The organism is Mucilaginibacter oryzae, assembly GCF_003148845.1.
In the GTDB taxonomy this organism is placed as follows: domain Bacteria; phylum Bacteroidota; class Bacteroidia; order Sphingobacteriales; family Sphingobacteriaceae; genus Mucilaginibacter; species Mucilaginibacter oryzae.
Map to the genome: position 1 here is coordinate 24,535 of NZ_QGHA01000020.1, position 26,891 is coordinate 51,425.

Annotated in this window: 22 protein-coding genes and 1 tRNA gene; 19 read left to right on the forward strand and 4 right to left on the reverse strand. The window is 44.6% G+C overall.

Features of this window, described 5'->3' with window-relative positions:
- Positions 1-10: 10 nt before the first annotated feature.
- The 10 genes from LX99_RS24595 (at position 11) to LX99_RS24640 (ending at position 17,419) form a co-directional block, all read left to right on the forward strand.
- Complete coding sequence (locus tag LX99_RS24595) at positions 11-3,175, forward strand: efflux RND transporter permease subunit (protein WP_109610871.1); 3,165 nt, start codon at positions 11-13, stop codon at positions 3,173-3,175.
- A gap of 12 nt (positions 3,176-3,187) precedes the next feature.
- Entirely contained in the window at positions 3,188-4,633 is a 1,446-nt protein-coding gene (locus tag LX99_RS26190; RefSeq protein WP_109610873.1) for a TolC family protein, read from the forward strand.
- A gap of 213 nt (positions 4,634-4,846) precedes the next feature.
- Positions 4,847-7,705: a M16 family metallopeptidase gene (locus LX99_RS24605; protein ID WP_109610875.1), complete on the forward strand. Its 2,859-nt coding sequence runs from the start codon at positions 4,847-4,849 to the stop codon at positions 7,703-7,705.
- A 259-nt stretch (positions 7,706-7,964) separates the two neighbouring features.
- Entirely contained in the window at positions 7,965-8,555 is a 591-nt protein-coding gene (locus LX99_RS24610; protein WP_170122792.1) for an RNA polymerase sigma-70 factor, read from the forward strand.
- A 223-nt stretch (positions 8,556-8,778) separates the two neighbouring features.
- Positions 8,779-9,975 (forward strand): FecR family protein, encoded by a 1,197-nt coding sequence (locus LX99_RS24615; protein ID WP_109610880.1) that lies wholly within the window; start codon positions 8,779-8,781, stop codon positions 9,973-9,975.
- A 263-nt stretch (positions 9,976-10,238) separates the two neighbouring features.
- Entirely contained in the window at positions 10,239-13,082 is a 2,844-nt protein-coding gene (locus LX99_RS24620; protein ID WP_170122793.1) for a TonB-dependent receptor domain-containing protein, read from the forward strand.
- Positions 13,083-13,095: 13 nt separating this feature from the next.
- Positions 13,096-14,244 carry a hypothetical protein gene (locus LX99_RS24625; RefSeq protein WP_109610885.1) on the forward strand — a complete coding sequence of 383 codons (1,149 nt, stop codon included), beginning with the start codon at positions 13,096-13,098 and terminating at the stop codon, positions 14,242-14,244.
- A gap of 131 nt (positions 14,245-14,375) precedes the next feature.
- Positions 14,376-15,827 (forward strand): DNA/RNA non-specific endonuclease, encoded by a 1,452-nt coding sequence (locus tag LX99_RS24630; RefSeq protein ID WP_245928008.1) that lies wholly within the window; start codon positions 14,376-14,378, stop codon positions 15,825-15,827.
- A gap of 229 nt (positions 15,828-16,056) precedes the next feature.
- Positions 16,057-16,833, forward strand: coding sequence for an HAD-IIA family hydrolase (locus LX99_RS24635; protein ID WP_109610891.1), 777 nt, complete (start codon positions 16,057-16,059; stop codon positions 16,831-16,833).
- Between the two features lie 163 nt (positions 16,834-16,996).
- A complete protein-coding gene (locus LX99_RS24640; protein WP_109610893.1) occupies positions 16,997-17,419 on the forward strand; it encodes an acyl-CoA thioesterase in 423 nt (140 codons plus the stop codon).
- Positions 17,420-17,462: 43 nt separating this feature from the next.
- Here LX99_RS24640 and LX99_RS24645 read toward each other — a convergent pair whose 3' ends face one another.
- From LX99_RS24645 to LX99_RS24655, 3 genes are all read right to left on the reverse strand, one after another.
- A complete protein-coding gene (locus tag LX99_RS24645) occupies positions 17,463-18,572 on the reverse strand; it encodes a hypothetical protein (protein ID WP_109610895.1) in 1,110 nt (369 codons plus the stop codon).
- Positions 18,572-19,207 carry an ABC transporter ATP-binding protein gene (locus tag LX99_RS24650; protein ID WP_109610898.1) on the reverse strand — a complete coding sequence of 212 codons (636 nt, stop codon included), beginning with the start codon at positions 19,205-19,207 and terminating at the stop codon, positions 18,572-18,574. Before LX99_RS24650 ends, LX99_RS24645 begins: the two co-directional genes overlap by 1 nt.
- A gap of 172 nt (positions 19,208-19,379) precedes the next feature.
- Complete coding sequence (locus LX99_RS24655; protein WP_022830585.1) at positions 19,380-20,369, reverse strand: D-alanine--D-alanine ligase; 990 nt, start codon at positions 20,367-20,369, stop codon at positions 19,380-19,382.
- 232 nt (positions 20,370-20,601) lie between these two features.
- On the opposite strand from LX99_RS24655, the gene LX99_RS24660 reads away from it, so the two are divergent.
- From LX99_RS24660 to LX99_RS24695, 8 genes are all read left to right on the forward strand, one after another.
- Positions 20,602-21,396, forward strand: coding sequence for a PASTA domain-containing protein (locus LX99_RS24660; RefSeq protein WP_109610900.1), 795 nt, complete (start codon positions 20,602-20,604; stop codon positions 21,394-21,396).
- A complete protein-coding gene (locus LX99_RS24665; RefSeq protein WP_109610902.1) occupies positions 21,374-21,682 on the forward strand; it encodes a rhodanese-like domain-containing protein in 309 nt (102 codons plus the stop codon). Before LX99_RS24660 ends, LX99_RS24665 begins: the two co-directional genes overlap by 23 nt.
- Positions 21,683-21,705: 23 nt before the next feature.
- Complete coding sequence (gene mltG, locus LX99_RS24670) at positions 21,706-22,758, forward strand: endolytic transglycosylase MltG (RefSeq protein WP_109610904.1); 1,053 nt, start codon at positions 21,706-21,708, stop codon at positions 22,756-22,758.
- Positions 22,758-23,165 (forward strand): acyl-CoA thioesterase, encoded by a 408-nt coding sequence (locus LX99_RS24675; RefSeq protein WP_022833619.1) that lies wholly within the window; start codon positions 22,758-22,760, stop codon positions 23,163-23,165. Before mltG ends, LX99_RS24675 begins: the two co-directional genes overlap by 1 nt.
- A gap of 11 nt (positions 23,166-23,176) precedes the next feature.
- On the forward strand, positions 23,177-24,157 hold the full coding sequence (locus tag LX99_RS24680; protein WP_109610907.1) for a YihY/virulence factor BrkB family protein: 981 nt from the start codon (positions 23,177-23,179) through the stop codon (positions 24,155-24,157).
- Between the two features lie 98 nt (positions 24,158-24,255).
- Positions 24,256-24,342: transfer RNA gene (locus tag LX99_RS24685), tRNA-Ser, on the forward strand.
- A gap of 197 nt (positions 24,343-24,539) precedes the next feature.
- Entirely contained in the window at positions 24,540-25,802 is a 1,263-nt protein-coding gene (locus LX99_RS24690; RefSeq protein ID WP_342769439.1) for a site-specific integrase, read from the forward strand.
- Positions 25,803-25,877: 75 nt separating this feature from the next.
- Positions 25,878-26,411 carry an ORF6N domain-containing protein gene (locus LX99_RS24695; RefSeq protein ID WP_109610911.1) on the forward strand — a complete coding sequence of 178 codons (534 nt, stop codon included), beginning with the start codon at positions 25,878-25,880 and terminating at the stop codon, positions 26,409-26,411.
- Between the two features lie 48 nt (positions 26,412-26,459).
- On the opposite strand, the gene LX99_RS25435 is transcribed toward LX99_RS24695, so the two are convergent.
- Positions 26,460-26,675: a hypothetical protein gene (locus LX99_RS25435; protein ID WP_146203216.1), complete on the reverse strand. Its 216-nt coding sequence runs from the start codon at positions 26,673-26,675 to the stop codon at positions 26,460-26,462.
- Between the two features lie 52 nt (positions 26,676-26,727).
- Between LX99_RS25435 and LX99_RS24700 the strand changes: the two genes are divergently transcribed.
- Positions 26,728-26,891: helix-turn-helix domain-containing protein (locus LX99_RS24700; RefSeq protein ID WP_146203217.1), on the forward strand; the 164-nt coding region annotated here is incomplete at its 3' end.

The window sequence follows — 26,891 nt, forward strand, 5'->3', positions numbered from 1 at the left end:
CTAACATGCTATGTTCGAAACCTTTATAAAGCGGCCGGTGTTGTCGCTTGTTATTTCATTAATTATTACCCTGTTGGGTGTATTGGCATTAATTACGTTGCCGGTTACCCAGTTTCCTGATATTGTGCCGCCATCGGTAACGGTAACTGCTAACTATACCGGTGCCAATGCCGAGGTATGCGCCAAGGCCGTTGCCACGCCCCTTGAACGTGCCATTAACGGTGTACCCGGCATGACCTACATGTCTACCGTGTGCAGTAACGATGGTTTAACGGTTATCCAGATCTATTTTAACGTGGGTGTAGACCCCGACCAGGCCGCGGTGAACGTGCAAAACCGTGTTGCCACTATTATTGACGAAATGCCGGAAGAGGTTATCAAGGCCGGCGTTACCACCGAAAAAGAGGTGAACAGCATGCTGATGTACCTGAACATTATGAGCCAGGATACCAGCATGGACGAGAAGTTTATTTACAACTTCACCGATATTAATGTATTGCAGGAGCTTAAACGTATTGAAGGTGTTGGCCGCGCCGAAATTATGGGCGCCAAAGAATACTCCATGCGCGTTTGGCTTAAGCCCGACCGTATGATGGCCTATAAGGTATCAACCGATGAGGTGATCGAAGCTATTCGCGCTCAAAACGTAGAGGCCGCACCGGGCAAAACAGGTCAAAGCTCGGATAAAAGTCCGCAGGCTTTGCAGTATGTATTGCGTTATTCGGGTAAGTTTTTTGAACCCAAACAATATGAAAATATTGTAATCCGGACGGAAGGCGATGGCTCCGTACTAAAATTGAAAGAAATTGCGGATGTTGAATTTGGTTCCTTAACCTACAGTATGGTATCTAACACTGATGGTAAGCCTTCGGCATCTATCATGATAAAACAGCGCCCCGGATCAAACGCCCGGGATGTAATTAACAACATCAAAACACGTATGGCCGAGCTTAAGAAAAGCTCGTTTCCAAGCGGGATGACCTACAACGTAAACTATGATGTATCGCGCTTTTTAGATGCTTCCATACATGAAGTTTTACGTACGCTTGTTGAGGCTTTTATACTGGTATTCATTGTAGTATATATCTTCCTCCAGGATTTTCGTTCAACATTGATCCCGGCATTGGCGGTGCCTGTAGCTTTGATAGGCTCTTTGTTTTTTATGCAGATGCTGGGCTTCTCTATCAACCTGCTTACCTTGTTCGCGCTGGTACTGGCAATTGGTATTGTGGTTGATAATGCCATAGTTGTGGTGGAGGCCGTACACGTAAAAATGACGGAAGACCATTTAAGCCCGATGGATGCTACCGTTAAAGCTATACGCGAAATTAGCGGGGCTATTGTGGCTATCACGCTGGTTATGTCGGCCGTGTTTGTGCCGGTAGCCTTTATGTCGGGGCCGGTAGGTGTATTTTACAGGCAGTTTTCGTTAACGCTGGCTATATCTATCGTGATATCGGGCGTAAACGCGTTAACCCTTACCCCTGCCTTGTGTGCAATTATGCTGAAGCACAACCCTGCACCTCAAAAGAAAAGTATTGTACAGCGCTTTTTCGGCGGTTTTAACAAGCGGTATGATGGGCTGCAGAACAGGTATTCAACGTTCATGACCTGGTTATCGCCACGCAAAGGCGTCACACTGATTATCCTTGCCGCCTTTTTTGTGCTAACCTGGGGAACCAGCGCCATACTGCCAACCGGCTTTATCCCAACCGAAGACCAGGGTATGCTTTACGTAAACGTAACCACGCCTGCAGGCGCGACCGTTGAACGTACCGAACAGGTTTTAAAACAGATAGAAGAGAAAACCAAATCGATAGATGCCATAGAATCGGTTTCTACCCTATCCGGTTATAGCCTGGTGAACGAAATAGCCGGCGCTTCGTACGGTATGGCGATGATCAACCTGAAACCATGGGATGAGCGAAAGGAATCTTTAGATGACATTATCGCTTTGCTAACCGAAAAAACAAAGAATATCGGCGATGCAAGTATCCAATACTTTCCCCCGCCAACAGTGCCGGGGTTCGGCAACGCCAGCGGGTTCGAGATCCGTGTACTTGACCGGAGCGGACAGGGCGATCTGCAAAAAGCGGCCAAAATAACCAAAGACTTTGTGGATGCACTGAACGCTTCTCCCGAAATTTCGGGAGCATTCACCAGCTTCGATCCTAACTTTCCGCAATACCTGATCTCGGTAGATCAGCAAACCGCTGCTCAAAAAGGTATTACTATCGACAAAGCGATGTCTACCCTTCAAACGCTGATGGGCAGTTTTTATGCTTCAAATTTTATCCGTTTCGGGCAGATGTATAAAGTGATGGTACAGGCCGCGCCCGAATACCGTTCACGCCCGGAGGATGTTTTAAGCCTGCAGGTTAAGAACGATAAAGGCGAAATGGTGCCCTTCTCTACATTCATCAAAATGGAAAAAGTATTCGGCCCGGAGCAGTTAACGCGTTATAACATGTACACCTCGGCTATGGTTACAGGTGATGCGGCTAAAGGGTTCAGTAGTGGGGATGCCATCAAAACTATTGAAAGAATAGCGGCGCAGAAATTACCAAAAGGTTACGCGTTCGAGTGGTCTGGAATGACCCGCGAACAGATCCTGTCGGGCAACCAGGCCATCTATATCTTTATAATCTGTTTGATATTTGTATACCTGTTGCTTGCCGCCCAATACGAAAGTTTCCTGTTGCCGCTGCCGGTTATCCTTTCATTGCCTACAGGTATTTTCGGCGCGTTCTTCTTTTTGAAAATCGCCGGGCTGGAAAATAACATTTACGCGCAGGTAGCCCTGGTTATGCTTATTGGGTTACTTGGCAAAAACGCTATCCTTATTGTGGAGTTCGCCATACAGCGCCAAAAAGAAGGGTTGAGCATTATTAAAGCCGCTATTGAGGGCGCTGTATCCCGCCTCCGCCCTATCTTAATGACTTCGCTGGCCTTTATTGCCGGTTTGATACCATTGTGTGTTGCCAGCGGCGCGGGTGCTATGGGTAACAGGTCGATTGGTACGGCGGCCGCGGGTGGCATGCTTTTAGGAACCATATTTGGTTTGGTGCTGATCCCCGGCCTGTATGTAATTTTTGCCGGGCTGGCCGAGCGGAAAAAAAAATCGAAACAACCTGCGGAAGTAGTTCACCACCAACTGGATATCGTCAATAACTAATCAATGTCAACAATGCTAAAAAAAGCAATTCTATATATATTCAATACGGCGCTTGTAGTAATGATAGCGGCGGGCTGTAAAAGCTATAAGCCTGTAACGGGAGAGCAGATCAGCGCCGGTTTGCCCTCCTCGTTCGCGGGAAGCACAGATACAACTACCATCGCCGCCCTGCCTGTTCATCAATTTTTCTCCGATCAAAGGTTGATCAGCCTCATTGATACTGCACTTAAAGCCAACCCTGATCTGCTTTCGACACTTCAGCGGGTGGAAGCGGCACGGGCCGGCCTGAGGTTTAGCGCGTCTAAGTTATTGCCCACCGTAAACCTGGCAGCAAATGCCGGGGTTGAAAAATACGGTAAATACACGCAAAATGGCGTTGGTAACTATGATACCAATTTTTCTAACAACATCAATAACGACCAGCGCATCCCCGACCCGGTGCCCAATTACTTTTTAGGCTTTCAAAGCTCATGGGAGGTTGACCTGTGGGGGAAGTTGAATAACCAAAACAAAGCCGCATTCGCACGTTTCCTGGCCAGCCAAAGCGGCTACAGGTTGGTTACCACGGCGCTTACCGCGCAAATAGCCGGATTGTATTACCAGTTGCTGGCCTATGATACGGAACTGGCCATCATCAAAAAGAATATCAAATTACAGGAGCACGCGGTAGAGATTGTAAAGATCCAGAAGCTGGGCGGTCGCGCTACCGAACTCGCGGTACAGCAATTTGAGGCGCAGCTGGCGCGTACCAAAGGTTTACAATACACTACAAGCCAGCAAATAACCGAAACCGAGAATATGCTCCGGTTTCTGACCGGAAGTTATTCGGGTACCATTACCCGCGATACCTCGATCATGAAAACAAAGCTCCCGGTAATTGCAGGTACCGGTGTACCATCGCAAATGCTGCTGAACAGGCCTGACATCCGCGCGGCCGAACTTGAACTGACCGCTATGAATGCTGATATTAAGGCGGCCCGGGCTAACTTTTTCCCAACCTTAACGCTTACGCCATATATTGGCTATAACAGCTTCAGGGCAAACCTTTTATTTGATCCGGCTTCGTTTACCTATGGTATTTTAGGGGGTATTACCGCGCCTATATTTAACCGCCGGGCCATCAAAGCCGAGTATGAACGTACCATAGCCGAACAAAAAGTGGCAGTTTATAATTATCAGAAAAGCATCCTGTCGGGTTTCCAGGAAGTAAAAAACAACCTCAGCGGAATTGACAATTTTAACCACGCCTTTGAATTGAAACAAAACGAATTACAGGCATTGAACAACGCGCTTGCCGTAGCCAATGATCTTTACCTGGTTGGCAGGGCGAATTACCTGGAAATTATTACCGCGCAACGCAGCGTATTGGATGCCGAGCTTGAATTGGCAGGCATTAAACGCGACATTTTTTTAAGCTCGGTTAATTTGTACCAGGCCGTGGGCGGGGGCTGGCAATAAACCCGGGGCAATTAATTATTGATGTGGGCAGCCTTTGGGTTGCCCATTTTTGTTTAAAATATATCGCCGCAGCCCGTCACAAATCGGTTACAAAAACCATTTAGCTTTAGCAATAATATTAACCGTTAGTATAAATTACGTAATATAGTGCCTTACATATTTGCCAATAAGGCATTACTATTTGACTGACTATTACTTAAACTAACAACACAAATGATCAAACATTTAAAACACGCATTGATAGCGCCGTCAATTGCTGTTATGGCCCTGGGAGCCGCCGCTCAAACAGGTACACAACCTAAGCTTATTGAAAAAGTTACCCGCAAAGGCACTGAACTGGTTATACCTTACGAAAAGTATGTATTGCCGAATGGCCTCACGGTTATATTGGCCGAAGACCATTCGGATCCGCTGGTACACGTGGATGTAACGTATCACGTAGGTTCGGCGCGTGAGGAGATCGGAAAATCCGGTTTCGCCCACTTTTTTGAGCACATGATGTTCCAGGGATCGGACCACGTGGCCAATGGCGATCACTTTAAGATCATTACCGAATCGGGCGGTACGCTAAACGGTTCAACCAACCGCGACCGCACCAATTATTTCGAAACTGTGCCAGCCAACCAGCTGGAAAAAATGCTTTGGTTAGAATCGGACAGGATGGGTTTCCTGCTGGACGCTGTTACCCAACAGAAATTTGAAGTACAGCGCGCTACCGTTAAAAACGAACGCGGCCAGAATTACGATAACCGCCCTTATGGTTTGGCCGGTCAATATTCCTCAAAAACATTGTACCCTTACGGCCACCCATATTCATGGCTAACCATCGGTTACATCGAGGAGTTGAACAAAGTAAACGTAAATGACCTTAAAAACTTTTTCCTGCGCTGGTATGGCCCTAATAATGCCACCTTAACTATTGGCGGCGATTTAAATCCCAAACAAACACTGGCCTGGGTAAGCAAATATTTCGGCAGCATCCCCCGCGGACCGGAAGTTAAGAACATGTCTTTACCTGCACCGGTATTAAAATCAGATCGTTATGTATCTTATGTAGATAATTACGCTAAACTGCCATTATTGTCCATAAGCTACCCAGGCGTTAAAATTTATGATAAGGATATGTCGCCGCTCGACGCGCTTTCGGCAATTATTGGCCAGGGCCGCAACTCTATCTTTTACAAAAATTTTGTAAAAACCCGTAAAGCGGCACAGGCTTCCATGAGTTCATCAAACACCGAACTTGCCGGCGAAATCAGCATGCGGGTAATACCGTTCCCCGGGCAAACCCTGGCCGATGCCAAAAAATTGGTTGATGAATCGCTTGCCGAATTTGAACAAAAAGGCGTTACCGATGATGACCTGGCGCGTTTCAAAGCCAACTCCGAAGCTGATTATATCAACAGCTTATCGAGCGTAAACGGTAAGGTATCTGAACTTGCGCAGGCCCAAACCTTTACCGGCAACCCTAACCAGATCGGTCGTGAACTGGCTGCTATCCGCGCGGTAACCAAAGAGGATGTAATGCGTGTTTACAATCAATACATTAAAGGTAAACCTGCTGTAATATTAAGCGTATTACCTAAGGGCGGCGCTGTACAGCCTGTTGCCCCGGATAATTTTACCGTTGATACCACCGGCTACAAAAGGCCTGATTATGGTTACAAAGGTTTAGTTTACCATAAACCAAAAGATAACTTTAACCGCGCGGTTAAACCCGGAGTTGGCGCCAACCCGGCTGTTAAAGTTCCGGCCATGTGGGCTGCCAATACACCTAACGGCATCAATATTATAGGTACCGAAAACAATGAAATCCCTTCGGTAGCTATATCCATGTCGATAAAAGGCGGCGGTTTATTTGCAGTGAACAATCCGGCGAAGGCAGGTTTAGCCGGTATAGTTGGCCGGATGATGAACGAGGGCACGCAAAAATATACCGCGGAGCAATTTAATGCCGAACTTGAAAAGCTGGGCAGCAATATCAGCGTTTTTGCGAGCTTCGATCAAATGTCGGTTGAGGTTTCGTCGCTTACTAAAAACCTCAGCAAGACGATGGCGTTGTTAGAGGAAAGGCTTTACCACCCCAAATTTACGCAGGACGACCTTGACCGGATTAAAAAACAAACCTTAGAGGGCTTTAAACAAGCTAAAACGCAACCTGCCGGTGTGGCATCATCCGTTTATAGCAAAATACTTTACGGAACCGACAATGTGCGCACCTATGCTACCGGTGGCAATGAAGAAACTGTAGCAGGCATTACTTTACAGGATGTACAGGATTACTATGACGCAAACTTTGCCCCATCGGTAACCAAAGTGGTAGTTGTTGGCGATGTAAACGAAGCGACAGCGAAAAAAGCCCTGGCCTTCCTGGATACCTGGAAAGATAAAAAGGTGAACATCCCTGCCCCTGCCGCAGGTAAAGCGTTTGATAAAACAACCTTGTATCTTGTTGATATCCCCGGCGCCGCGCAATCGGAGATCAGGATAGGCTACCTTGATAACATCAACTACGATGCAACCGGCGAATATTATAAGCTAACCATAGCCAACTACATTTTGGGCGGCGCCTTTAACAGTCATATCAACCTGAACTTACGTGAGAAAAAAGGCTGGACTTACGGTGCGCGTTCATCATTCAGCTCGGGTAAATATGGCGGCGATTTCACTGCATCGGCAGGCGTACTGGCAACCGCTACAGATAGCTCTGTTGTTGAATTTATGAAGGAGATTGCTAACTACCGGAAAACAGGTATTACTGCGGATGAGTTGAAGTTTACCCAAACTTCAATAGGCCAGGCAGACGCCCGTCGTTATGAAACCAACGATCAAAAAGCATCTTTCCTGTCGCGCATACAGGAGTACAATTTGAAACCAACCTTTGTTGATGAGCAAAACAAGATCTTATCAACCATCACCCCTGCCGAAATCAATCAACTGGCGGCTAAATATCTTGATCCCGATAAGATGGTGATATTGGTAGTTGGAGACAAAGCGCGTATATATCCCGGCCTGCAAAAATTAGGATATCCTATTGTAGAACTGGATACCGATGGCAAGCCAAAACAATAATTAACATCAAAAGCAATTTGCTGTAAGCCCCTGTTTTTTAAACAAACGGGGGCTTTTTACTGAAGATCAATAATTTACTTATAGATATCGCATTTTTAATTGATTGTTTAACTCCTATAGTGCAACTTAAAAGTTACTGTTATAAACCAATTTATTAACACGGAATTAATGTATTTTAAACACATTAATTTCAACTTTGAGGCGGCTTTCAAAACTACCTGTACCGGCAAATGCCGGGATGATAATTGCCGACAGACAGATGAGTATAATAAAGGGCATATTCGGGCATAAAGAAACCGGTTCGGAAACCGGAAAGACCGACCTGAATATCATCTTTAATGAATATTACGACAGGCTGGTATATTTCGCCTTACAGCTTATAAAAGATAAAGAACAGGCCGAAGACCTTGTACAGGAAGCCTTTATCAAGTACTGGGAACAGCATAAGAGTATCAGTCCGCATCCGCTCGCCATCAAAAACTTCCTTTACAGTACAGTACGCAACGCCAGCCTTAATGTGATCAGGCATAACAAGGTTATTGAAAGTTATATCGAATTTCAGGGCGATGCCGAACCTGAAGAACCGCCCGTAATTGAGGCGATCATAACTGCCGAAGCTGTAGCCGAAATTCATGCCGCACTTCATTGCTTGCCCGAAAGCCATCGTATTATCTCGATAATGGGGTATTTTGAGGGCAAAAAGAACCAGGAGATTGCCAATGAACTCGGCATGTCGGTAAACACGGTAAAAAAACAAAAACAGCGCGCGTTAGAACTGATGCGTGTGCAACTCTCACCCGAGGTTTTTGCTTTGCTTGTTACAGCAGGGCTTTCTTTTCTGAAAAGATAAGAATCTTTACTGCAATCTATGTTCAGGTACATTTATTAAAACATGTAATTGCGACTGAGCATCATCGCTCAACCCCGCCGGGCATGTATCCACGCCCAGACTTTATCTCAACTTTCATCTGCTCTTGACTATCCTTTTCTTCATTCTCCAAAAAAGATAAAAAAATCACCCGCTACTTTATCCACTTTCAAAACAAAGGTGTCTTTATGTACGAAAAGGGAAAATGACCAACTACAACGCACACTTTGATCTTGGTAGCCTGATTGCAAAATATATGCATGGCGAACTTGATACCCAGGAAAAAATCCGGTTGGAGCAATGGCTTGAAGCCGATGCCCGCAACCTGGAGTTATTTAAAAAACTAACCAACGAGCATTCGCTTAAACAGGAAATTGATATATTTTCAGCCAATGACAAAGCAGCTGCCTGGCAAAATATCACCCAAAAAACCGGCTATAAAAGCAAGCCACATAAAAATCGCTGGATAAGCTACGCGGCAGCTATTTTACTGTTAGCAACGCTTTCGATTATCATTACCAGCCAGCAGCCGAAAAGCCCGCAACCACTCGCAGAAAACAACAAAGCGGTTAAAGACATACCTCCGGGTAGCAACAAAGCAACGCTAACCCTGGCCGATGGCTCAACACTTGTTTTGGATAGCAGTCAACACGGAAAAATTGCCAGCCAGCAAAACGTGGTGATCGAGGCGGACAGGGATGGTAAACTTGTTTATGAAACAACGAGAGGCGAAGATCTCACCAAACCCAATGCCCCGGCCCTTTCCTTAGCCATGAACGTTTTGAGTACCCCGCGGGGTGGCCAGTATCAGCTGGTACTACCCGATGGTACAAAAGTTTGGCTCAACGCGGCATCATCATTAAAATACCCTGCCGCGTTTACCGGTAACGAACGCCGGGTTGAACTTAATGGCGAGGCTTACTTTGAGGTAACTAAAGACCCGTCAAAACCATTCTTTGTAAAAACGGCCAGCCAGACTGTTGCAGTGCTCGGCACTCATTTTAATATCAACAGCTATGCCGATGAAGCCGCCACTAAAACAACCTTGCTGGAAGGCAGCGTGAAAGTTATCGGAAACAATGGCCAACAGGTAAAAATCAGGCCCGGCGAGCAGGCCTTAAATGATGCAGCCACCATCAGCATAAAAGAAAACGTGGATACCGACGAGGCCATTGCATGGAAAAACGGAAAGTTCATGTTCAGGAATACGGACTTGCAAACCATCATGCGCCAACTATCACGCTGGTACGATGTAGATGTGGAGTACCAGGGAAAAATAGCGCAAAAACATTATATGGGGCGTATATCGCGCAATGTACCCGTATCGCAAATATTCGAGATCCTAAAATTAAGCGGCTTAAAGTTCACAATTAACGGGAGGACAATTATAGTAAAATCATAAAATGCCTGTTGCGGCGGGTAGCCAGGCTGCCCGCTAAGGTCGGCCCATAAAAAAACCGAAAGTGTTGCGACCACTTCCGGCTATTTTTTCGGGGCCGACAGAAAAAAACTTATCGACTAATACTTTTTAAACTAATCAACCCAAACAAAAATATGGATTTTTCCGCATTTTCTGTGCCCCTATGTCATGTTGGCGCAGTAAATAAAATTAAAAACGCTACCAAACGTATCCGGCTGAATCCGGATATCAAAAGGAAATTTATTATGCGCATTAAACTTGTTACAGCCCTTTTATTTGCAGTGTGCCTGCATATCAGCGCCAAAAGTTTCAGCCAGAACATCACCCTCAGCGAAAAAAACAGCAGTCTGCAAACGGTGCTGAACAAAATTGAACAGCAAAGCGGGTATGACATTTTTATGCAAACCGAACTGCTCGCAGGCAGCAACAAAGTATCGTTAAACGTAAAGAACCAGCCTTTAGCTAAAGTACTTGAAAAAGTATTTAAAGATCAGCCTGTTACATTCGCCATTGTTGGGCATACCATTGTGGTGAAAGAAAAAAACGTGCAGGCGGCACAAAACATAACCGGCGTACCCGCATCGGTATATACTGGTAAAGTTGTTGATGCCGCCACCGGCGAGCCGCTGATCGGCGCGTCAATTGGTTTAAAAGGCAGCACCAGGGCCACTACCACCGGCTTAAACGGCACCTTTAAACTTAATGTTGGTACAGAGCAAGGCACAGTGTTGGTGATTTCGTATATCGGTTACATCACCAAGGAAGTAACACTTACCGGTACAAGCGACCTCGGCATAATAAGCATGCAACCAGGCGCTAACTCCATGAAAGAGGTTGTTGTTACAGGTGATGTTGCCGTTGATCGCAGAACCCCTATCGCTGCTACTACCATTAACCAGCAGTTTATTGAAGAGAAAATCGGCACCAGGGATATCCCCCAGTTACTACAGGGCACTCCGGGTGTAATGGCAACCGCGCAGGGCGGTGGTTACGGCGATTCGCGTATCAGCATCCGTGGTTTCTCCAGCGGATCAAAAAAGGGTAACGTGGCTTTAACCATTAACGGTATACCGGTAAATGACATGGAAAATGGATCCATTTTCTGGTCTAACTGGTCGGGGCTTACCGATGTTACCACTTCGGTTCAAATTCAGCGCGGTTTAGGCGCTTCCAAAATTATCGTTCCATCTTTCGGCGGTACCATCAACATCACTACCCGCAATACCGATATGGAAAAAGGCGGCTATATCGCTCAATCATATGGTAGCGATAACCTGCAAAAAACGGCGGTGCTGGTATCAACCGGTCTGAATGATAAAGGCTGGGCCATGACCTTCCAGGGAAGCCGTAACAAAGGTGATGGTTTTGCCGACGGTTTGAACTATCTGGGTTATAACTACTTCTTCAACCTGTCGAAAGTATTAAGCCCGAGCCAAACCTTGTCGTTCTCGGTAATGGGCGCTACCCAAAGCCACGGGCAACGGCCGCAACGCTCAATTGCCGAGTACCAGAATGCCCCGCAGGATATCCGCTGGAACTATTATCTGGGCGTTAAGGACGGCAAACAGATCAACCCATATAATAACACCTTCAGCAAGCCTGTATTTTCATTAAACCACGATTGGACCATCAGCGAAAAATCGAGCCTCTCCACCGTATTATACGCAACTTATGGCACAGGCGGCGGCGGTTCAATAGGCGGCACCGTTACCAACCCGGTTAGGGTAAGTAATTTTTACTCACCTTTTGATTTTACCGCCGTTGAAAAAAGTAACGCGGCCAATCCTGATGGCTCGGCCAGCACTTATTTCTATTCGGCTCATAATGATCATACCTGGTATGGCGTAAGAAGTACCTACCGCACACGCATCGGTAACGATATTGATTTTTCGGGCGGTATTGATTTAAGATCGTACAAAGGTACCCATTACGAAGAAGTGACCGACTTATTAGGCGCCGATTATGTTTACAACCCTTATACAGGAACTACCGCTGTAGGCAGCGCATCCGGCGATATCAACAATCCTAACAAGCGTGCTGTAGTAGGCGATAAAATAGCTTACTATAACAAAGACTACGTGCAATCGGGCGGCGCTTTTATGCAGGCCGAATATGTAAAAAACAATTTCTCGGCATTTGTTACTTTATCAGGTTCAGGAACTGCTGATAAACGTGTGGATTTATTCAACTACCTGAACAGCGATCCTAACCAAAGCAGCCCTTATCAAACTTTCTTTACCTACCAGGCCAAAGGCGGCGCGAATTATAACATCAATGATCAGATGAACGTTTTCGCCAACGTTGGCTATATTACCAAACCGCCTTATTTTGATAACGTTTTCCAAAAGTTTACCAATAATGTAAACCACGGTACAGTTACCGAAAAACTGTTCAGCTACGAATTGGGCTATGGCTACAAAATTTCAAACTTCAGCGCTAAACTGAATTTATACCGCTCAAACTATGCCGATGAATCCTTTTCCAACTCCTATGGCGATACCAAAACCAACCAGTTGTACAGCGTAAACATTTCGGGCGTGAGCGAATTACACCAGGGCGCCGAACTGGAATTGAGTTACAAACCGGTAAAAGAAGTAACCCTTGGCGGTATGGTTTCATACGGCGATTGGCATTATACCAAAGATGCAGGCCCGGCAACTGTATTTAACAGCAACCAGCAGGTTGTGGCCACCGTTAACAAAGTTTACCTGAAGGGATTAAAAGTTGGTGATGCCGGGCAAACAACCGCCGGTATGCGTTTGGATATTGATGTATTACCAGCCCTGAGGTTAGGCACTAATTACAACTACATCGCTAACTACTATTCCAACTTTGTTTTCTCAAACATCACCAAGCCGGGTTTAACACCTTACAAAATACCAAACTATTCGGTTTGGGACTTGAACGGTGTGTTTAAATTTAAAATCGCGGGGCTGGATTCATACCTGATTGGTAACGTGAACAACCTGTTGAACACCAAGTTTATATCGGATGCCTTTGATCAAAATGCCATAGGCACACCGGCTGCTGTTAACGTTTATTACGGTTTAGGCAGAACATTTACAACCAGCATAAAAGTTAAATTTTAAAACCCGACCAACAATGAAAAAGATATATTATCCATTAACGTTATTGGCCCTGGCTTTTACGGCGTGCCAAAAACAGCCGGTAATTCCCAACACACAACCGGTACATAAGGCAAGCTTAACGCAAACCTTAAATGCTACTGATTACGGAAAGCTTGATACCTCAACCTACGGCTATAAAAATCACGCATTTCAATCAGATGATGACGCCAAACAGGGTATTCCGGCCATACTTTCGGCCGAGTATCCACGGGTTGACGACGGATCAACGGCTGCTATAACTTACACGGTAGGCACGCCAACAGTAAAAGTTGCCGATAGCCTTTACAGCCATGTGGCTTACACGCTTACCAATGCCGATTACCTGCTGCTACCGGGCAACAAATACGCCGACTTTAGCGCGGCACAAATATTATCATGGTTGCCATACGGGCCAAAAACCTCATCGCCGGTAGCCAATCAACATGCAGTGTTAACATTTAACTATTACGCGGGTACCGTATCGGTGCAAACCTTTGGTTATTTATACCTTAATAACGCGTGGCAGCAAATATACCTGTTGTCGCCTGCACAATACGCTTCAATCGGCCGTTCTAATCACAATGAATTTGTTGCAGGTGATAAGGATAACATCAACGCGTATATCAATTCATTGTTAAAAGCAGACCTTGCGGTTTCGGCAACCGCTAAAGTTGGCGATGTGTTGTACGTGAGTTTTAACTACTACGAAGGCACTACAGATTATCAAAAAGTAAGGGCCTTTGCTTTTGACGGAAGCAACTGGGTAACCGGCGCAACGCCAAGGAGCCTGTCGTTCGAGCGCGCAGGCGGTAAATGGGTGGTAAGCAGCACCGTTAACTATACGCTTACAGCTGCAGATTATGTTTATATAGGCACACAAACTACCGCGGGTACACAAGCGGCAAGGGATAACGTAGCCAAATATCCCGACTTTAATATCAGCGCCGCTACAGATGCTACTTATTGGAGCCCTACCGATATTGATGCGGCAATGATAGCCGTATTGACGGCTAAATTTAAAGCTACCGCGCTTCCAAATCAAAAATTTGTGGTTACCTATACTGTTTACAGCTTTGGTAAAACATCAAATACAAGCAAAACCTACATTTACGACGGAACAAATTTCGCCGTTGCTAATAATTAATCTATAAACCACCGCCCGCCTGAATGGCCGGGCGGTGGTTTATTTCTTCCCTAAATCTTTCCGGTTAAAAAAATTTCGCAGCATAAATGCACTGGCTGTGCTATGTATAATCTGTCATAAAAAGCAAAGAGATGATGAAAATCAACAATCTACTTATTGCACTCGGCATCACCTTAACGTTTGCCGGTTGCTCAAAAGATCTTAAAAACAACCCTACACCACCAAAAACGGGCGATACTACGGTAACCACTCCCCCGGCCCCGGTTCCTTACAGCATTACCGAAGATTTTGAAAACGGCACCAAAACCGGTTACGCGGCTGCAGATATCACCCTGAGCACCGGCAGCTGGAATTTTAATGATGCATTGATAGGTAACCTTGCCGCCGACCTGAAAGATGGCAGCAAGGCTGTGCGCATACGTACCGGCAGCATCTCCATGAATTTTGACATTAAAGGTATTACCACTCTTTATATCAAGCACGGAAAATACGGAAGCGATGCGACATCAACCTGGCAGCTATTAATGTCGACCGACCAGGGTGCAACGTATGCACAGGTAGGGTCCGATATCAGCGAGACCAATACCACGCTTGTTACCGATTCATTTAAAGTGAGCGTAACCGGAAAAGTAAGGTTTCAAATAAAAAAAGCAGGTACAACCCGCATCAATATTGATGACATAACCTTTAAAGGCACCGGCGATCCGGGTATTACCGTGGGTACGCCAGATACCGGCGGCGATGGTGATACCGGCGGCGGTTCCGGCAGTGTCGGCACCCCCCGCGATGTTACGGCCGGTGCCGACGCACCTCCTGCAAGCGGCGATAACAGCAACCTGTTGTTCGGCAATCCATCAAACGCGTTGGCTACCTTGGCTTCAAAAGACAATTACTTAATTGATCAGAAATATTATGTAGAATCATATAACGCCACCAAAGGCGAACCTAACTGGGTTAGCTGGCATTTAGACAATACCAATACCACAGGAGCTACCGGCAGGCTGGATAACTTTGCAGGCTGGAGCGGCTTGCCTACGGGCTGGTACCAGGTTGAAAGCAACAGCTACTCGGGCAGTGGGTTTGACCGTGGCCATAACTGCCCTTCGGCAGATCGTACAAGTTCGACCGACGCTAATTCGGCAACTTTCCTGATGACCAATATGATACCGCAGGCCCCGCAAAACAACCAGCAAACCTGGGCTAACCTGGAAAATTATCTTCGCGAACAGGTTGTTGCCGGTTACGAGGTTTACATTATTATGGGCAGCTACGGTACCGGTGGTACCGGATCAAACGGCGCCGCAAGCACTATAAATAACGGACATATCAATGTGCCGAGCAATGTATGGAAGGTAGCCCTGATCATCCCGAAAGGTGATGGCGATATTGCGAGGGTTACAGCAGCTACAAGAGTTATAGCGGTGGACACGCCTAATATTAACTCTATTAATAGCGACTGGACAAAATACATCACCACCGTAAAAAGTATTGAAACTGCAACCGGCTATACACTGCTGTCAAGTTTACCGGCAGCAGTACGCGCAAGTTTAGAGGTTAAAACAGATAATGGCTCAGGATCGTAACGTTTAAGTCAAAATTATCTAAAGAGCCGGGCGGTTATTCGCCCGGTTTTTATTTTGATGATGTTTGATGGATACAGAACGGTTTAATGCCTGAGCGGCTTTAACAGAAGCAGTATTGGCGGCATTAAGCCTGTGTTAATAATTTCACTTTTATCAATAAAACTCAGCATTGTTAGTACATTCACACCAGTAATAGGTATAAAAATTAGAAATCTCAATACATGCATTTATGAAACAAGGCCTTTTAATTGATATGGATGGCGTTATTTACAGCGGCGAAGAATTAATTTTCGGCGCGGATAAATTCATCAAAAACCTGATAGACAGTGACATTCCGTTTACGTTTATGACTAACAACAGCCAGCGTACTGCCCTTGAGGTGGTGCGGAAGCTTAAAAGGCTGGGCATAACTGTAGAAACCAAACATGTTTACACCAGCGCCATGGCTACCGGAAAGTTCCTGGGCGATCAAAGCCCCAACGGCACCGCCTTTGTTTTAGGCGAAGGTGGCCTGCTTACCAGCCTGCACGAAAACGGTATTACGCTGGTTGACTCAGACCCGGAGTTTGTGGTATTGGGAGAAGGCAGGAACTTTACCTTAGAGATGGTTCAGCGCGCTGTTGACATGATACTGGCAGGCGCCAAATTTATCACTACCAACCGCGACCCATCACCAAAAAAACCCGGCTGGAATAACCTGGGCATTGCAGCCACAACCGCCATGATTGAAGAGGCTACCGGCCGCAAGGCCTTTGTAACCGGCAAGCCAAGCCCGGTAATGATGCGCTCGGCCAGGAAGTTTTTAGGGCTGGAAACCGCCGAGACCACCGTTATTGGCGATACCATGGAAACCGATATACAAGGCGGTGTGCAGATGGGCTACAAAACCATACTGGTTTTATCAGGCATTTCAACCAGCGACCAATTAAGTCACTATGCCTTTAAACCTGATATGGTGGTGGGATCTGTCGACAAGATCACGTTTCCGCTTAAATGGTGGAAATAAGTACAGTAAATGTGATAACGTCAAAAGAGGCGGATGGTTAAGAGATCGTCCGCTTTTTTTATGGGTTCATACTGATACTGCCGTCCAACCTATTTTTAAAGCAACGGGCTTATGGCTATGCTTTTTTATAAATGGGTTAAGTTCCAGGCCTTATATTTGCCTTATGGATACACCTGCCCAATACTCTACCTTCGAAAGTGAATTTCGCGTACGCCCGGACGATATTGATATGTTTCAGCACGTGCACAACAGCAAATATTTTGACTATGTACTGGCTGCACGGTATGACCAGATGGAACGCTGCTACGGCATGGCTATGGAAAAGTTTATGGAGCGCGGCTTTGGCTGGGTAGTACGTACCGCCCATGTTGATTATAAGCGCGCCTTAACCATGGGCGATTACTTCATCGTAAAAACAGGCATCGAAAGCATTGACGATAAAGGCTGCCGGGTAAAGTTCATTATCACCAACAAAGCCACCAAAAAAATATGTTGTGATGGCTGGTTTGATTATGTGATGATTGATATGGCCACCGGCAGGGGCGCAGAAGTACCGGAAGATATTATTGTGCAGTATACTATTTAATAACGTTGCTGGTTTGATTTAGGAACTGGTTGATTTTTCGGTGTCAGGAAACCTTCAAATCATGCGGATCGTGGTTCCGGTAGTTTTTATACAGCAGCCCGTAAGCTACTACCAGGTTAACAGGAGCCAGCAACCATAATAGCTTAAACATAATTACCCAGAATAACACAATAAACAGCCCTAACACCCATTGCAGGTATTGATCCATATTGAGGCCTAAACGGTAAAGCAGGCAATGGAACAGCATTATGATGCTCAGGCCGAGCAATAATAATTCAAAAGCCATTAATGAACTGAACCGGCTGAACAACCAAACCGTTTCCGGGATCAGTAAAAAGAAGTAAACGGTCGCAAAATTTGTAAATAACCTTATCAAACTATAAGGCAAGTTGCGCGCTAACGAAAGCCTGGTTGCTTCAAACTTCCGCTCATCAAATACCAATATTATATGCGCTGTAATTACGGCTAATATGGCAATCCCGGCTACGCGCACATCGTTTTTCACATCGGCGAAAACCCAGAAAACGCCAGTTATAATTAACCACGAAAGCGCCTTGGTGATTAGATAAGGTACTTTGCGTGCATCAAAAATATAGTAAATATACAGGCTGAAATATGGTTTGCGCAATTTACTGCTTAACCGCAACAGTAGCGACTGCTTGCTGCCATCAATTAACCGGTTTATTTGCCGGGTATAGATTACGGCGCTCACATATACAGAAGCCACGAGGTACAACAGGATACAAAGCGGCAAAGCATAATAATGATTAGCAAAGCCCAAGCCTGCTGCTATTAAACCGTAAATAATAATTGGCGATAATATAAAGGCCTGGGTGATCATCCAGCTTTTGAGTTGCTTTTGTTTGGTGAAGGCATTGCTGCTGTAAAATAAAAAATGTTGCGCAACAACGGTGACCTGGCCCGATACATAATGCCAGCTTTTAATAATGTAAATTAACCATCCAACAAAAACCAACACCATCATAAAGGGGTTGCTGCCCATAGCCAGCATTAAAGCCTTATGATAACCAATAAGATACTGCGGCGGCACTATACCAACCATTGCCAAAAATATAAACAACAATATCCCGGCATGTACCCGGAAAAACCCGTTTGCAAATATTTTCACTAATACATTGGTTAATGATTGCATTAGCCGATAAACTTTAAAGTTTGCTCCTCAACCAGTAACCCGCCTGTAAGCGGCAAGCTGTCGCCTTCCAGCATTTGGTGCGACGACAGCAGAAAGCCGATGCCCTGCTGCTCATACCGCTCCCTGATCCAGGTGTTCAAAACAGCCAGCGAAGCGGTATCAATGGTAATGAGCGGCTCATCAAGCAGAATCAACCTGGGGTTGCCTAAAAACGCCAGCAACAGCGACAGTTTTTTGAGCATGCCGCTACTGTAAGTACCAATAGGCCTATCAACAAAACTCTGCATGTTCATACTTTTAAGGTAAGCCTGCTCCTGCCCTTTCGGGGCATCCTTGGCGTCGGCAAAAAGCGCTATCATTTCGGTACCGGTTAAAAACTCAGGAAACAAGGGTTCGGCTTCGGCAAAGTTCACCAGCTTTCGGTAGTGTACAGGTTGTTTTTTCATGCTGATTTCACTATCCAACAAAATATCGCCATCAAAAGCCAATATCCCTGCTATCGATTTAAGCAGGGTGCTTTTACCCGATCCGTTTACACCCTTTATCCAATAAATGCCCTTATCAAGTTTTAGGTCATCAACTTTTAAGGCGGGATATGAGCCGTAGCGTTTGGTAAAGTTTATAAATTGCAGCATTGTGAATAGGATATCGAAAGCGCTGTTTTGTTTCTGTCGGAATCAGAATTTACAGAATTCATGAATTTTCAGAATAAAAATTGATCAGGAATTACTTGCTAAACGAATGTGGCTCCAGGCAACATTCTGTTAATTAGTCAATTCTGTAAATTCTGATTCAGACAATCCGTTATTAAAGTGCCGCTCCCTCAATCAGCGCGCTATAAAACTCGCCTACATCCATACCAGCAGCGCGAACCTGCTGCGGAATCAAGCTTGCAGCCGATTGACCCGGCGTTGTATTGATCTCAATAAAATAAAAGTCGTTGGTGTTTTCCTGCAAAATGAAATCAACCCTGGTCATCCCTTTACAATTAAGGCGGGTATAAACTTCGGTCACTATTTCATTTATTTCCTCAACCTTTTCGGCTGGCAGATCTGCAGGGGTAACTTCTTTGGTTACGCCGTCCGTGTATTTGGCTTCATAATCAAAAAAATCTTTCGAGGTAATGATTTCGGTGGCGGGCAGCACTTTTATTTTACCCTGCAGGCGGACTATACCGATACTAAATTCGCGGCCTTTAATAAATTCTTCTACCAAAACCTGTGCATCTTCGTGAAAAGCCTTGTTCAGCGCTTCAGGTAATCCGGCAATGTTTTGAACCTTACTCATCCCTACGCTGCTGCCGCCGTTATTGGGTTTGATAAACAACGGAAACTTCAGGTTAGCCGCTATAGTGGCGATATCATGCACATCACGCTCAAACAAACGCATGGAATGCGCGGTATGCAGGTTATGGATGCCGTTTACAATGGCTTTGGTATAAGCCTTGTTCATGGTAATGGCTGATGTGGCGGCATCGCAGGTATTGTACGGGATGCCTAACATATCAAAATACCCCTGCATTTTGCCGTCCTCGCCGGGTGTGCCATGAATGGTGATAAAAGCAAAATCAAACTTTATTTTTTCCTGGTTAAGGGTGATGCTAAAATCGTTTTTATCTACATCAACAGTGGTATCATCGGCCTCGAAAAACCACCTGTCTTTATTTATAAAAATGGTATAAACCTTATAGTTGATGTTGTTGGCCAGATTAGCCGCTATGTTTTTAGCGCTGTTTACTGATACTTCGTATTCGCCGGTAAAACCTCCGGCCAAAAGGGCGATATTTTTGATCGACATATTTTTTTATTTCGGATTTGGGATGTTCGATTTCGGATTTCAGTATATGGCTCCGAAACAGTTACTTCATGTTTCGAAATTAGAATAAATATCACAGCAAGCACCAGTAAAAATCAAAATTCTCCCTTAAAACTCCGAAATCCCAAATCCGAAATCCTACATAACGAACGCCTGATATGCAAAATAATTCATATGTTTGATACTTAATTAAAGGTAACACCTTACAATACCGATGAGCAAATTTGGCGCTTACTTAAAAACAAAATCTTTCAGAAATAACTTGATCATGGCTATTGTTTCGGTAATAGCTGTTGTTTTAATCGCATTTTTTAGTTTGGGTTATTATACCCGGCATGGCTCGGGCATCCCGGTGCCTAAATTAAAAGGCCTGAGTATTGATAAGGCCATGGCCATTTTAAAAGAGCAGGGTTTTGACTATAAAATAGATTCGGTTTTTGTGCAGGATGTTGCGCCCGGAACCATTGTTGAGCAGGACCCGGATGCCGGAACCAACGTAAAGGAAAACCGCGTAATTTACCTGACTATGGTAACCCTGCAAGCCCCTGATGTTGCCCTGCCCGACCTGGAACAGAGCAATTACCGCGAGGCCATTGCCACGATATCAAACTATGGCTTAAAAGTTGGCGATACGTCTTACCGATCGGATATTGCCCGCGACCGGATCCTGGAAGTGCGCTATGGCGGCCAGGTGATTAAAGCCGGAACCAAAATACCTAAAGGATCGCGCGTTGATCTTGTTTTGGGCGATGGCGCTGGCGCCGCCGAAGTTGAAATACCGGAGTTGGTTAACTTAGACCTTGACGCCGCACGGTTTGCCATTAAAGGCGCAGGTTTAACCGTAGGCATTATCACCTACCAGGGATCAATTACCGATTCGACCAATGTTGTAGTGGTATCACAATACCCAATGAAAACCGATTCGCTGAGCAAAACAAGTATCGGCACCCGCATTAACCTCACCGTTTCACAAGGCACTAAAACAGATGCAGCCCCACCAGCAAATTAAAGCGGAGGAGTTAACCCTAAGGCTAAACAGCAACGAGCCGCTTAACCTGATTGATGTACGGGAGGTTATTGAATACCATACCTATAATATAGGGGGCATCAATATCCCGTTATCAAAATTGGAGGCCGCGCTTAACGGATTACCGTACAACAAAACGGATGAGATAATCGTTATTTGCAAAGTTGGCTTACGAAGCGAAACAGCGCAGGGCCTGCTAAAGCAACACGGCTATACAAACGTGCGAAATTTACAGGGTGGACTTATAGCACTTCAGAAATTTAAATAAAAATACTACCATTCAATATCACCATGACCGGGAAAAAACAAGGATCAGGCATGTTTAAAAAATTCATTATTGCATTTGTAATAGTTATAGTTGTATTATTAGGCTTTACCGGCTTTAATTATTACATGAAGTATTTTGGCCCCAATGTTACAGGCAAACAGCAATACCTGTATATACATACCGGCGCCACGTTTAATGATGTTTTTAAAACCATCCAAACCGAAGGTATTGTAAAAGATACCGCTTCATTTAGCTGGGCTGCCCGCAATATGAACTATGTTAACCGTGTAAAGCCCGGTAAATACCGCTTGCACGAGGGCCAGGGAAACAGGAAACTCATTAACATGCTGGCATCGGGCACACAGGAGCCCGTTAAAGTTGAATTTCACGGCTTGCGGCTGAAAGAGCAATTTGCAGGCTTTATATCTAAAAAGATCGAACCCGATTCGATAGCCATTATCCGCCTGCTCGATTCGGCAAGCTTTGTGAGCAAATATGGTTTTACTAAGGATAATGTGTACGTGATGTTTATGCCCGATTCGTACCAGATGTACTGGAATACCTCGCCCGAGAAATTTTTTAAACGGATGTACGATCATTACCAGAATTTCTGGACACCCGAGCGTAAAAAACAAGCTGCCGATCTTAATTTAACACCCCAGGAGGTATCTGTTTTAGCCTCGATTGTGGATGCCGAGGCTTTACATGATGATGAAATGCCCGCTGTTGCAGGCTTGTATTTAAACCGCCTAAAAAAGGGAATGAAGTTAGATGCCGACCCAACCGTGATTTTCGCGCTGAACGATTTTACAATTAAACGCGTACTTAACCGTTACTTGTCGTACAATTCGCCATACAATACTTACCTTCATACAGGTTTGCCTCCCGGCCCTATCATGATGCCCTCGGTTAATGCTGTAAAGGCCGTGTTAAACTATCAAAAAAACGATTATTTATACATGTGTGCCAAAGCTGATTTTTCGGGTTACCACGCCTTTGCCACCAACGTTGCCGATCACCTGGTTAACGCGCACAAATTTCAGCAGGCGCTTAATGAGCGTAATATCCTTAGATAATGTTTGAGCACACCACCAAAATACGGGTGCGCTACGGCGAAACCGACCAGATGGGTTACATGTATTACGGCAATTATGCCGAGTTTTATGAAGTTGGCCGTGTAGAGATGCTGCGTAGCCTGGGCTTAACCTATAAAGGCATGGAAGAATCGGGCGTTATGATGCCTGTGCTTGAGATGAATTGCAAATATCTTAAGCCCGCTTTATACGATGAGGAGATCAGTATCAAGGTGATCATGGATAAGCTGCCCGGTATCCGCATCCATTTCAGGTACGAGTTAAGCAACCCCAAAGGCGAACTGATTAATATCGGCGAAACCTTATTGGTTTTTATCAACATGAAAACTAACCGCCCCTGCCTGGCCCCGCAGGATTTTATGGATAAACTAAAGCCTTTTTTTGAGTAAATTTGGTGTAAATGAAATGGCTGCACCGTTTTTTGCTCCGGTTTAGTTTCTACAGGTATATCATCGAGTGGACGAAGTCTGTTATTATTCCAGGGTTCAGGCCCCTGCCGCTGTATACGGTTATCGACTTTTTTATAAAAGAGATCACCAACAACTCGCTCATTAACCGGGCTTACGCGTTGGCATACAGCTTTATGCTGGCCATTTTTCCGGCAACAATATTTTTGTTTACCCTGATCCCCTACGTGCCTATAAAGCATTTTAAGGGCAACCTGATGAGTGTGCTGGCTTCGGTAATGCCAACAAACGCTTATATGGCTTTCAGGGATACGCTGTATGACATTGTGAGCAACCAAAACGGTAAGTTACTATCCTTCGGTTTCCTATCTACTTTGTACTTTGCCACCAACGGCGTTATTAACCTCATGAAGGCGTTCAATAAATCGTCGTTAATTGAGGATAAGCGGAGCTGGTTAAAGCGGCGGCTGGTAGCCACAGCAATTACGGTAGCTATCAGCTTCGCATTGTTCCTGGCTATAGCGATACTGATTCTTGGCCAATCAATTATATCATTTATAAAATCGCATGTGGCAACCGAAAATCATTTTTGGGTTTACCCGGTCATGCTGTTCAGATGGATCATTATAGTGGTGATTATTTTTGTGAGCATAGGCTGTTTATACCGTTACGCCCCTGCCCATAAAAAGAAGTGGAATTTTGTAAACCCGGGATCAATACTGGCTACGGCGCTTGCTGTATTAACCTCCCTGGGGTTCTCTTATTACATCAACAATTTTTCATCGTACAATAAGGTTTACGGCTCGATAGGTACACTGATTGTGGTGATGATCTGGATGTATATAAACTCATTAATTCTGATCATCGGCTTCGAATTAAACGCTTCGGTAGAGCTTTCCAAGCGTACAATTCGCATTGTTAAACCCCGTTTCAATACCTTTCGGAGCAGAAAATCGGCAGAAATAAAAAATTAATTTTCTGTTAATCAATAATTTATATCCATTATTTAAATAAATCAAAAAAAGTCAAAATCAAATTTGGCAATTCGTCGCGGATTTGTACTTTTGTCCCCGGAGAGTTGGCAGAGTGGTCGATTGCGGCAGTCTTGAAAACTGTTGAACTGTGAAAGGTTCCTGGGGTTCGAATCCCTAACTCTCCGCAAAGTATTATTCAATCAGGATCAAAAGCGCTGTAAATAAATCATTTACGGCGCTTTTTGCTTTTAGCCCACACCAAAATAAACTAATAAATCGCTTTGTTCCGGTGACCTGTAGGTGACCTTTGATACGGTAAAACCGCAGGTCACCGGAACGCTTATAAGTCACTGTTATTGAGCCTGTTTAACATTTAAACATCTTGATTACAGGAGGATATGTAACTAATTTTATTCACTTAAAAGCTTCAGCGATGAACAAATCTTTTAACCTCCTCTTTTACGTAAAGAGATCAAAAACAAATGCCGAAGGCCTCACCCCCGTTTACCTGCATATAACTGTTGATGGCGTACGCATCGAAATCTCCTCTAAACGCTACGTCAATCCCGCCAAGTGGAATACAAACGGCCAAAAGTTAACCGGGAACAATGAGGATACAAAAAGCGTCAATGCTTATTTGAAAACATTAGAACATCAGGTGTTCGATGTTCACCGGGATATGATAGAGCGTAAATTGCTAATCACTGCTTCCAACTTAAAAGACAGACTCCTCGGCGGAAAAACCTCGCCCGGAAAAATGCTGGTGACAATATTCCAGGAACATAACCGTCAGGTTGCTGCGCTGATTGGCAAAGAATATGCAAAGGGTACGCTAGACCGGTACGAAACAAGTTTGAAACATACACAGTCCTTCCTGAAATGGAAGTTTAACTCCACCGATATTGAGATTCGGGCAATCGACCATGAGTTTATCATATCTTACGATTTTTATTTGCGTTCGGAAAAGAGTTGCAACAATAACTCAACCGTTAAGTATCTGAAAAACTTTAAAAAGATCATTCTGATCTGTATTGCAAACGGTTGGCTTGATAAAGATCCATTTGTCAATTATAAACCCAAAGTTAAAGAGGTTAAACGTGACTTCTTAAACGCTGAAGAACTGGAAGTAATGGCAAATAAGCACCTTGTTAGCGACCGTGTATCACAGGTGAGGGATATTTTTCTTTTCAGTTGCTACACCGGCTTAGCTTATGCAGATGTGAAGAAATTAAAACGTTCAGAAATAGTAACCGGAATAGACGGGCAAAAATGGGTTTACACAAGTCGTCAGAAAACAGATACTTCTTCAAGAATTCCTTTATTGCCACAAGCAATGGAACTTATGGCAAAATATGAAGACCACCCTCAATGTGTGAATGATGGTTTATTGCTTCCTGTGTTAAGCAATCAAAAGATGAATAGCTATCTGAAGGAAATAGCTGATGCCTGCGGCATCAACAAGGAATTGACTTACCACATAGCGCGCCATACTTTCGCAACGAATGTAACGCTCGCAAATGGTGTTTCTATCGAAAGTGTGTCTAAGATGCTTGGCCATACCAATATCAAAACAACGCAGCACTACGCTAAAATACTTGATATGAAAGTGGCGCAGGACATGTCTAAGCTAAGGCAGATTTATTAAAAGACACTCTATTCGACAACCATATAGCCAATTATGGCTATATGGTTGATCATCACATTTATAACCAACACATACATGAATAATACAAAATCAGTATCTGATGATATCATCATGACTAAAATTTATTATATCAGGAATCAGAAAGTAATGCTGGATAGCGACCTCGCGGAACTTTATGGTGTAGAAACACGACGTCTGAATGAACAGGTAACCAGAAACATGGACAGGTTCCCGGATGATTTTATGTTTAGATTGAATGAATCCGAATTTGAAAATTTGATATCGCAAATTGCGACATCAAAACGTGGAGGGCGACGAAAACACCCCTATGTTTTTACCGAGCATGGAGTATTGATGCTTTCAAGCGTATTGAACAGCAAACAAGCCATCCAGGTCAACATTCAGGTTATGCGAATATTCAACCGGATAAGAAATATGTATCTTGATAATACAGAACTTCGGTTGGAAATTGAACAAATTAAAAGCAAGTTGATCAGCCAGGATAAAAGCCTCGAGTTGGTATATGGATATCTGGATGAACTTATCGAAAAAAAGGTACAACCCGTAGACAGAAAAAGAATAGGTTATTTGCCAGACAGTGATAATTGATACCCCAAAACAAGCCCTAACGCTTGCCGTAAAACTTTTACTAAAATTTCAGGGTTTGGCAGTGTCATACATGATAGAAATATTCATAAAGTAGCCTTCAAGAATTAAAGTCCCGGATGTTTCCGGCGAAGGCAAATGCAGGGCCGTGAATTTCACGTCCCTGCATTTGCCTTCGCCGGGGCCTGGTCGTTGCCACCACTCGTTACTTGACGGTACAATACAAATTTCACAATGATAATCCGGATAAAAAACTGAGATAGTCACAATTTAATCTGACAGTTACGATTAATTAACGCACGTAATAGAGATTAGCATTATGACAATCCAAGCAAAGATCATCAAAAACAAGATGGGCATATTGGAGCTTGCCGAGCATTTAGGTAACGTATCACAGGCCTGTAAAGTGATGGGCTATTCCCGTGATAGTTTCTACAGGTTCAAGGAACTTTACGAACAAGGTGGCGAACTGGCCTTACAAGA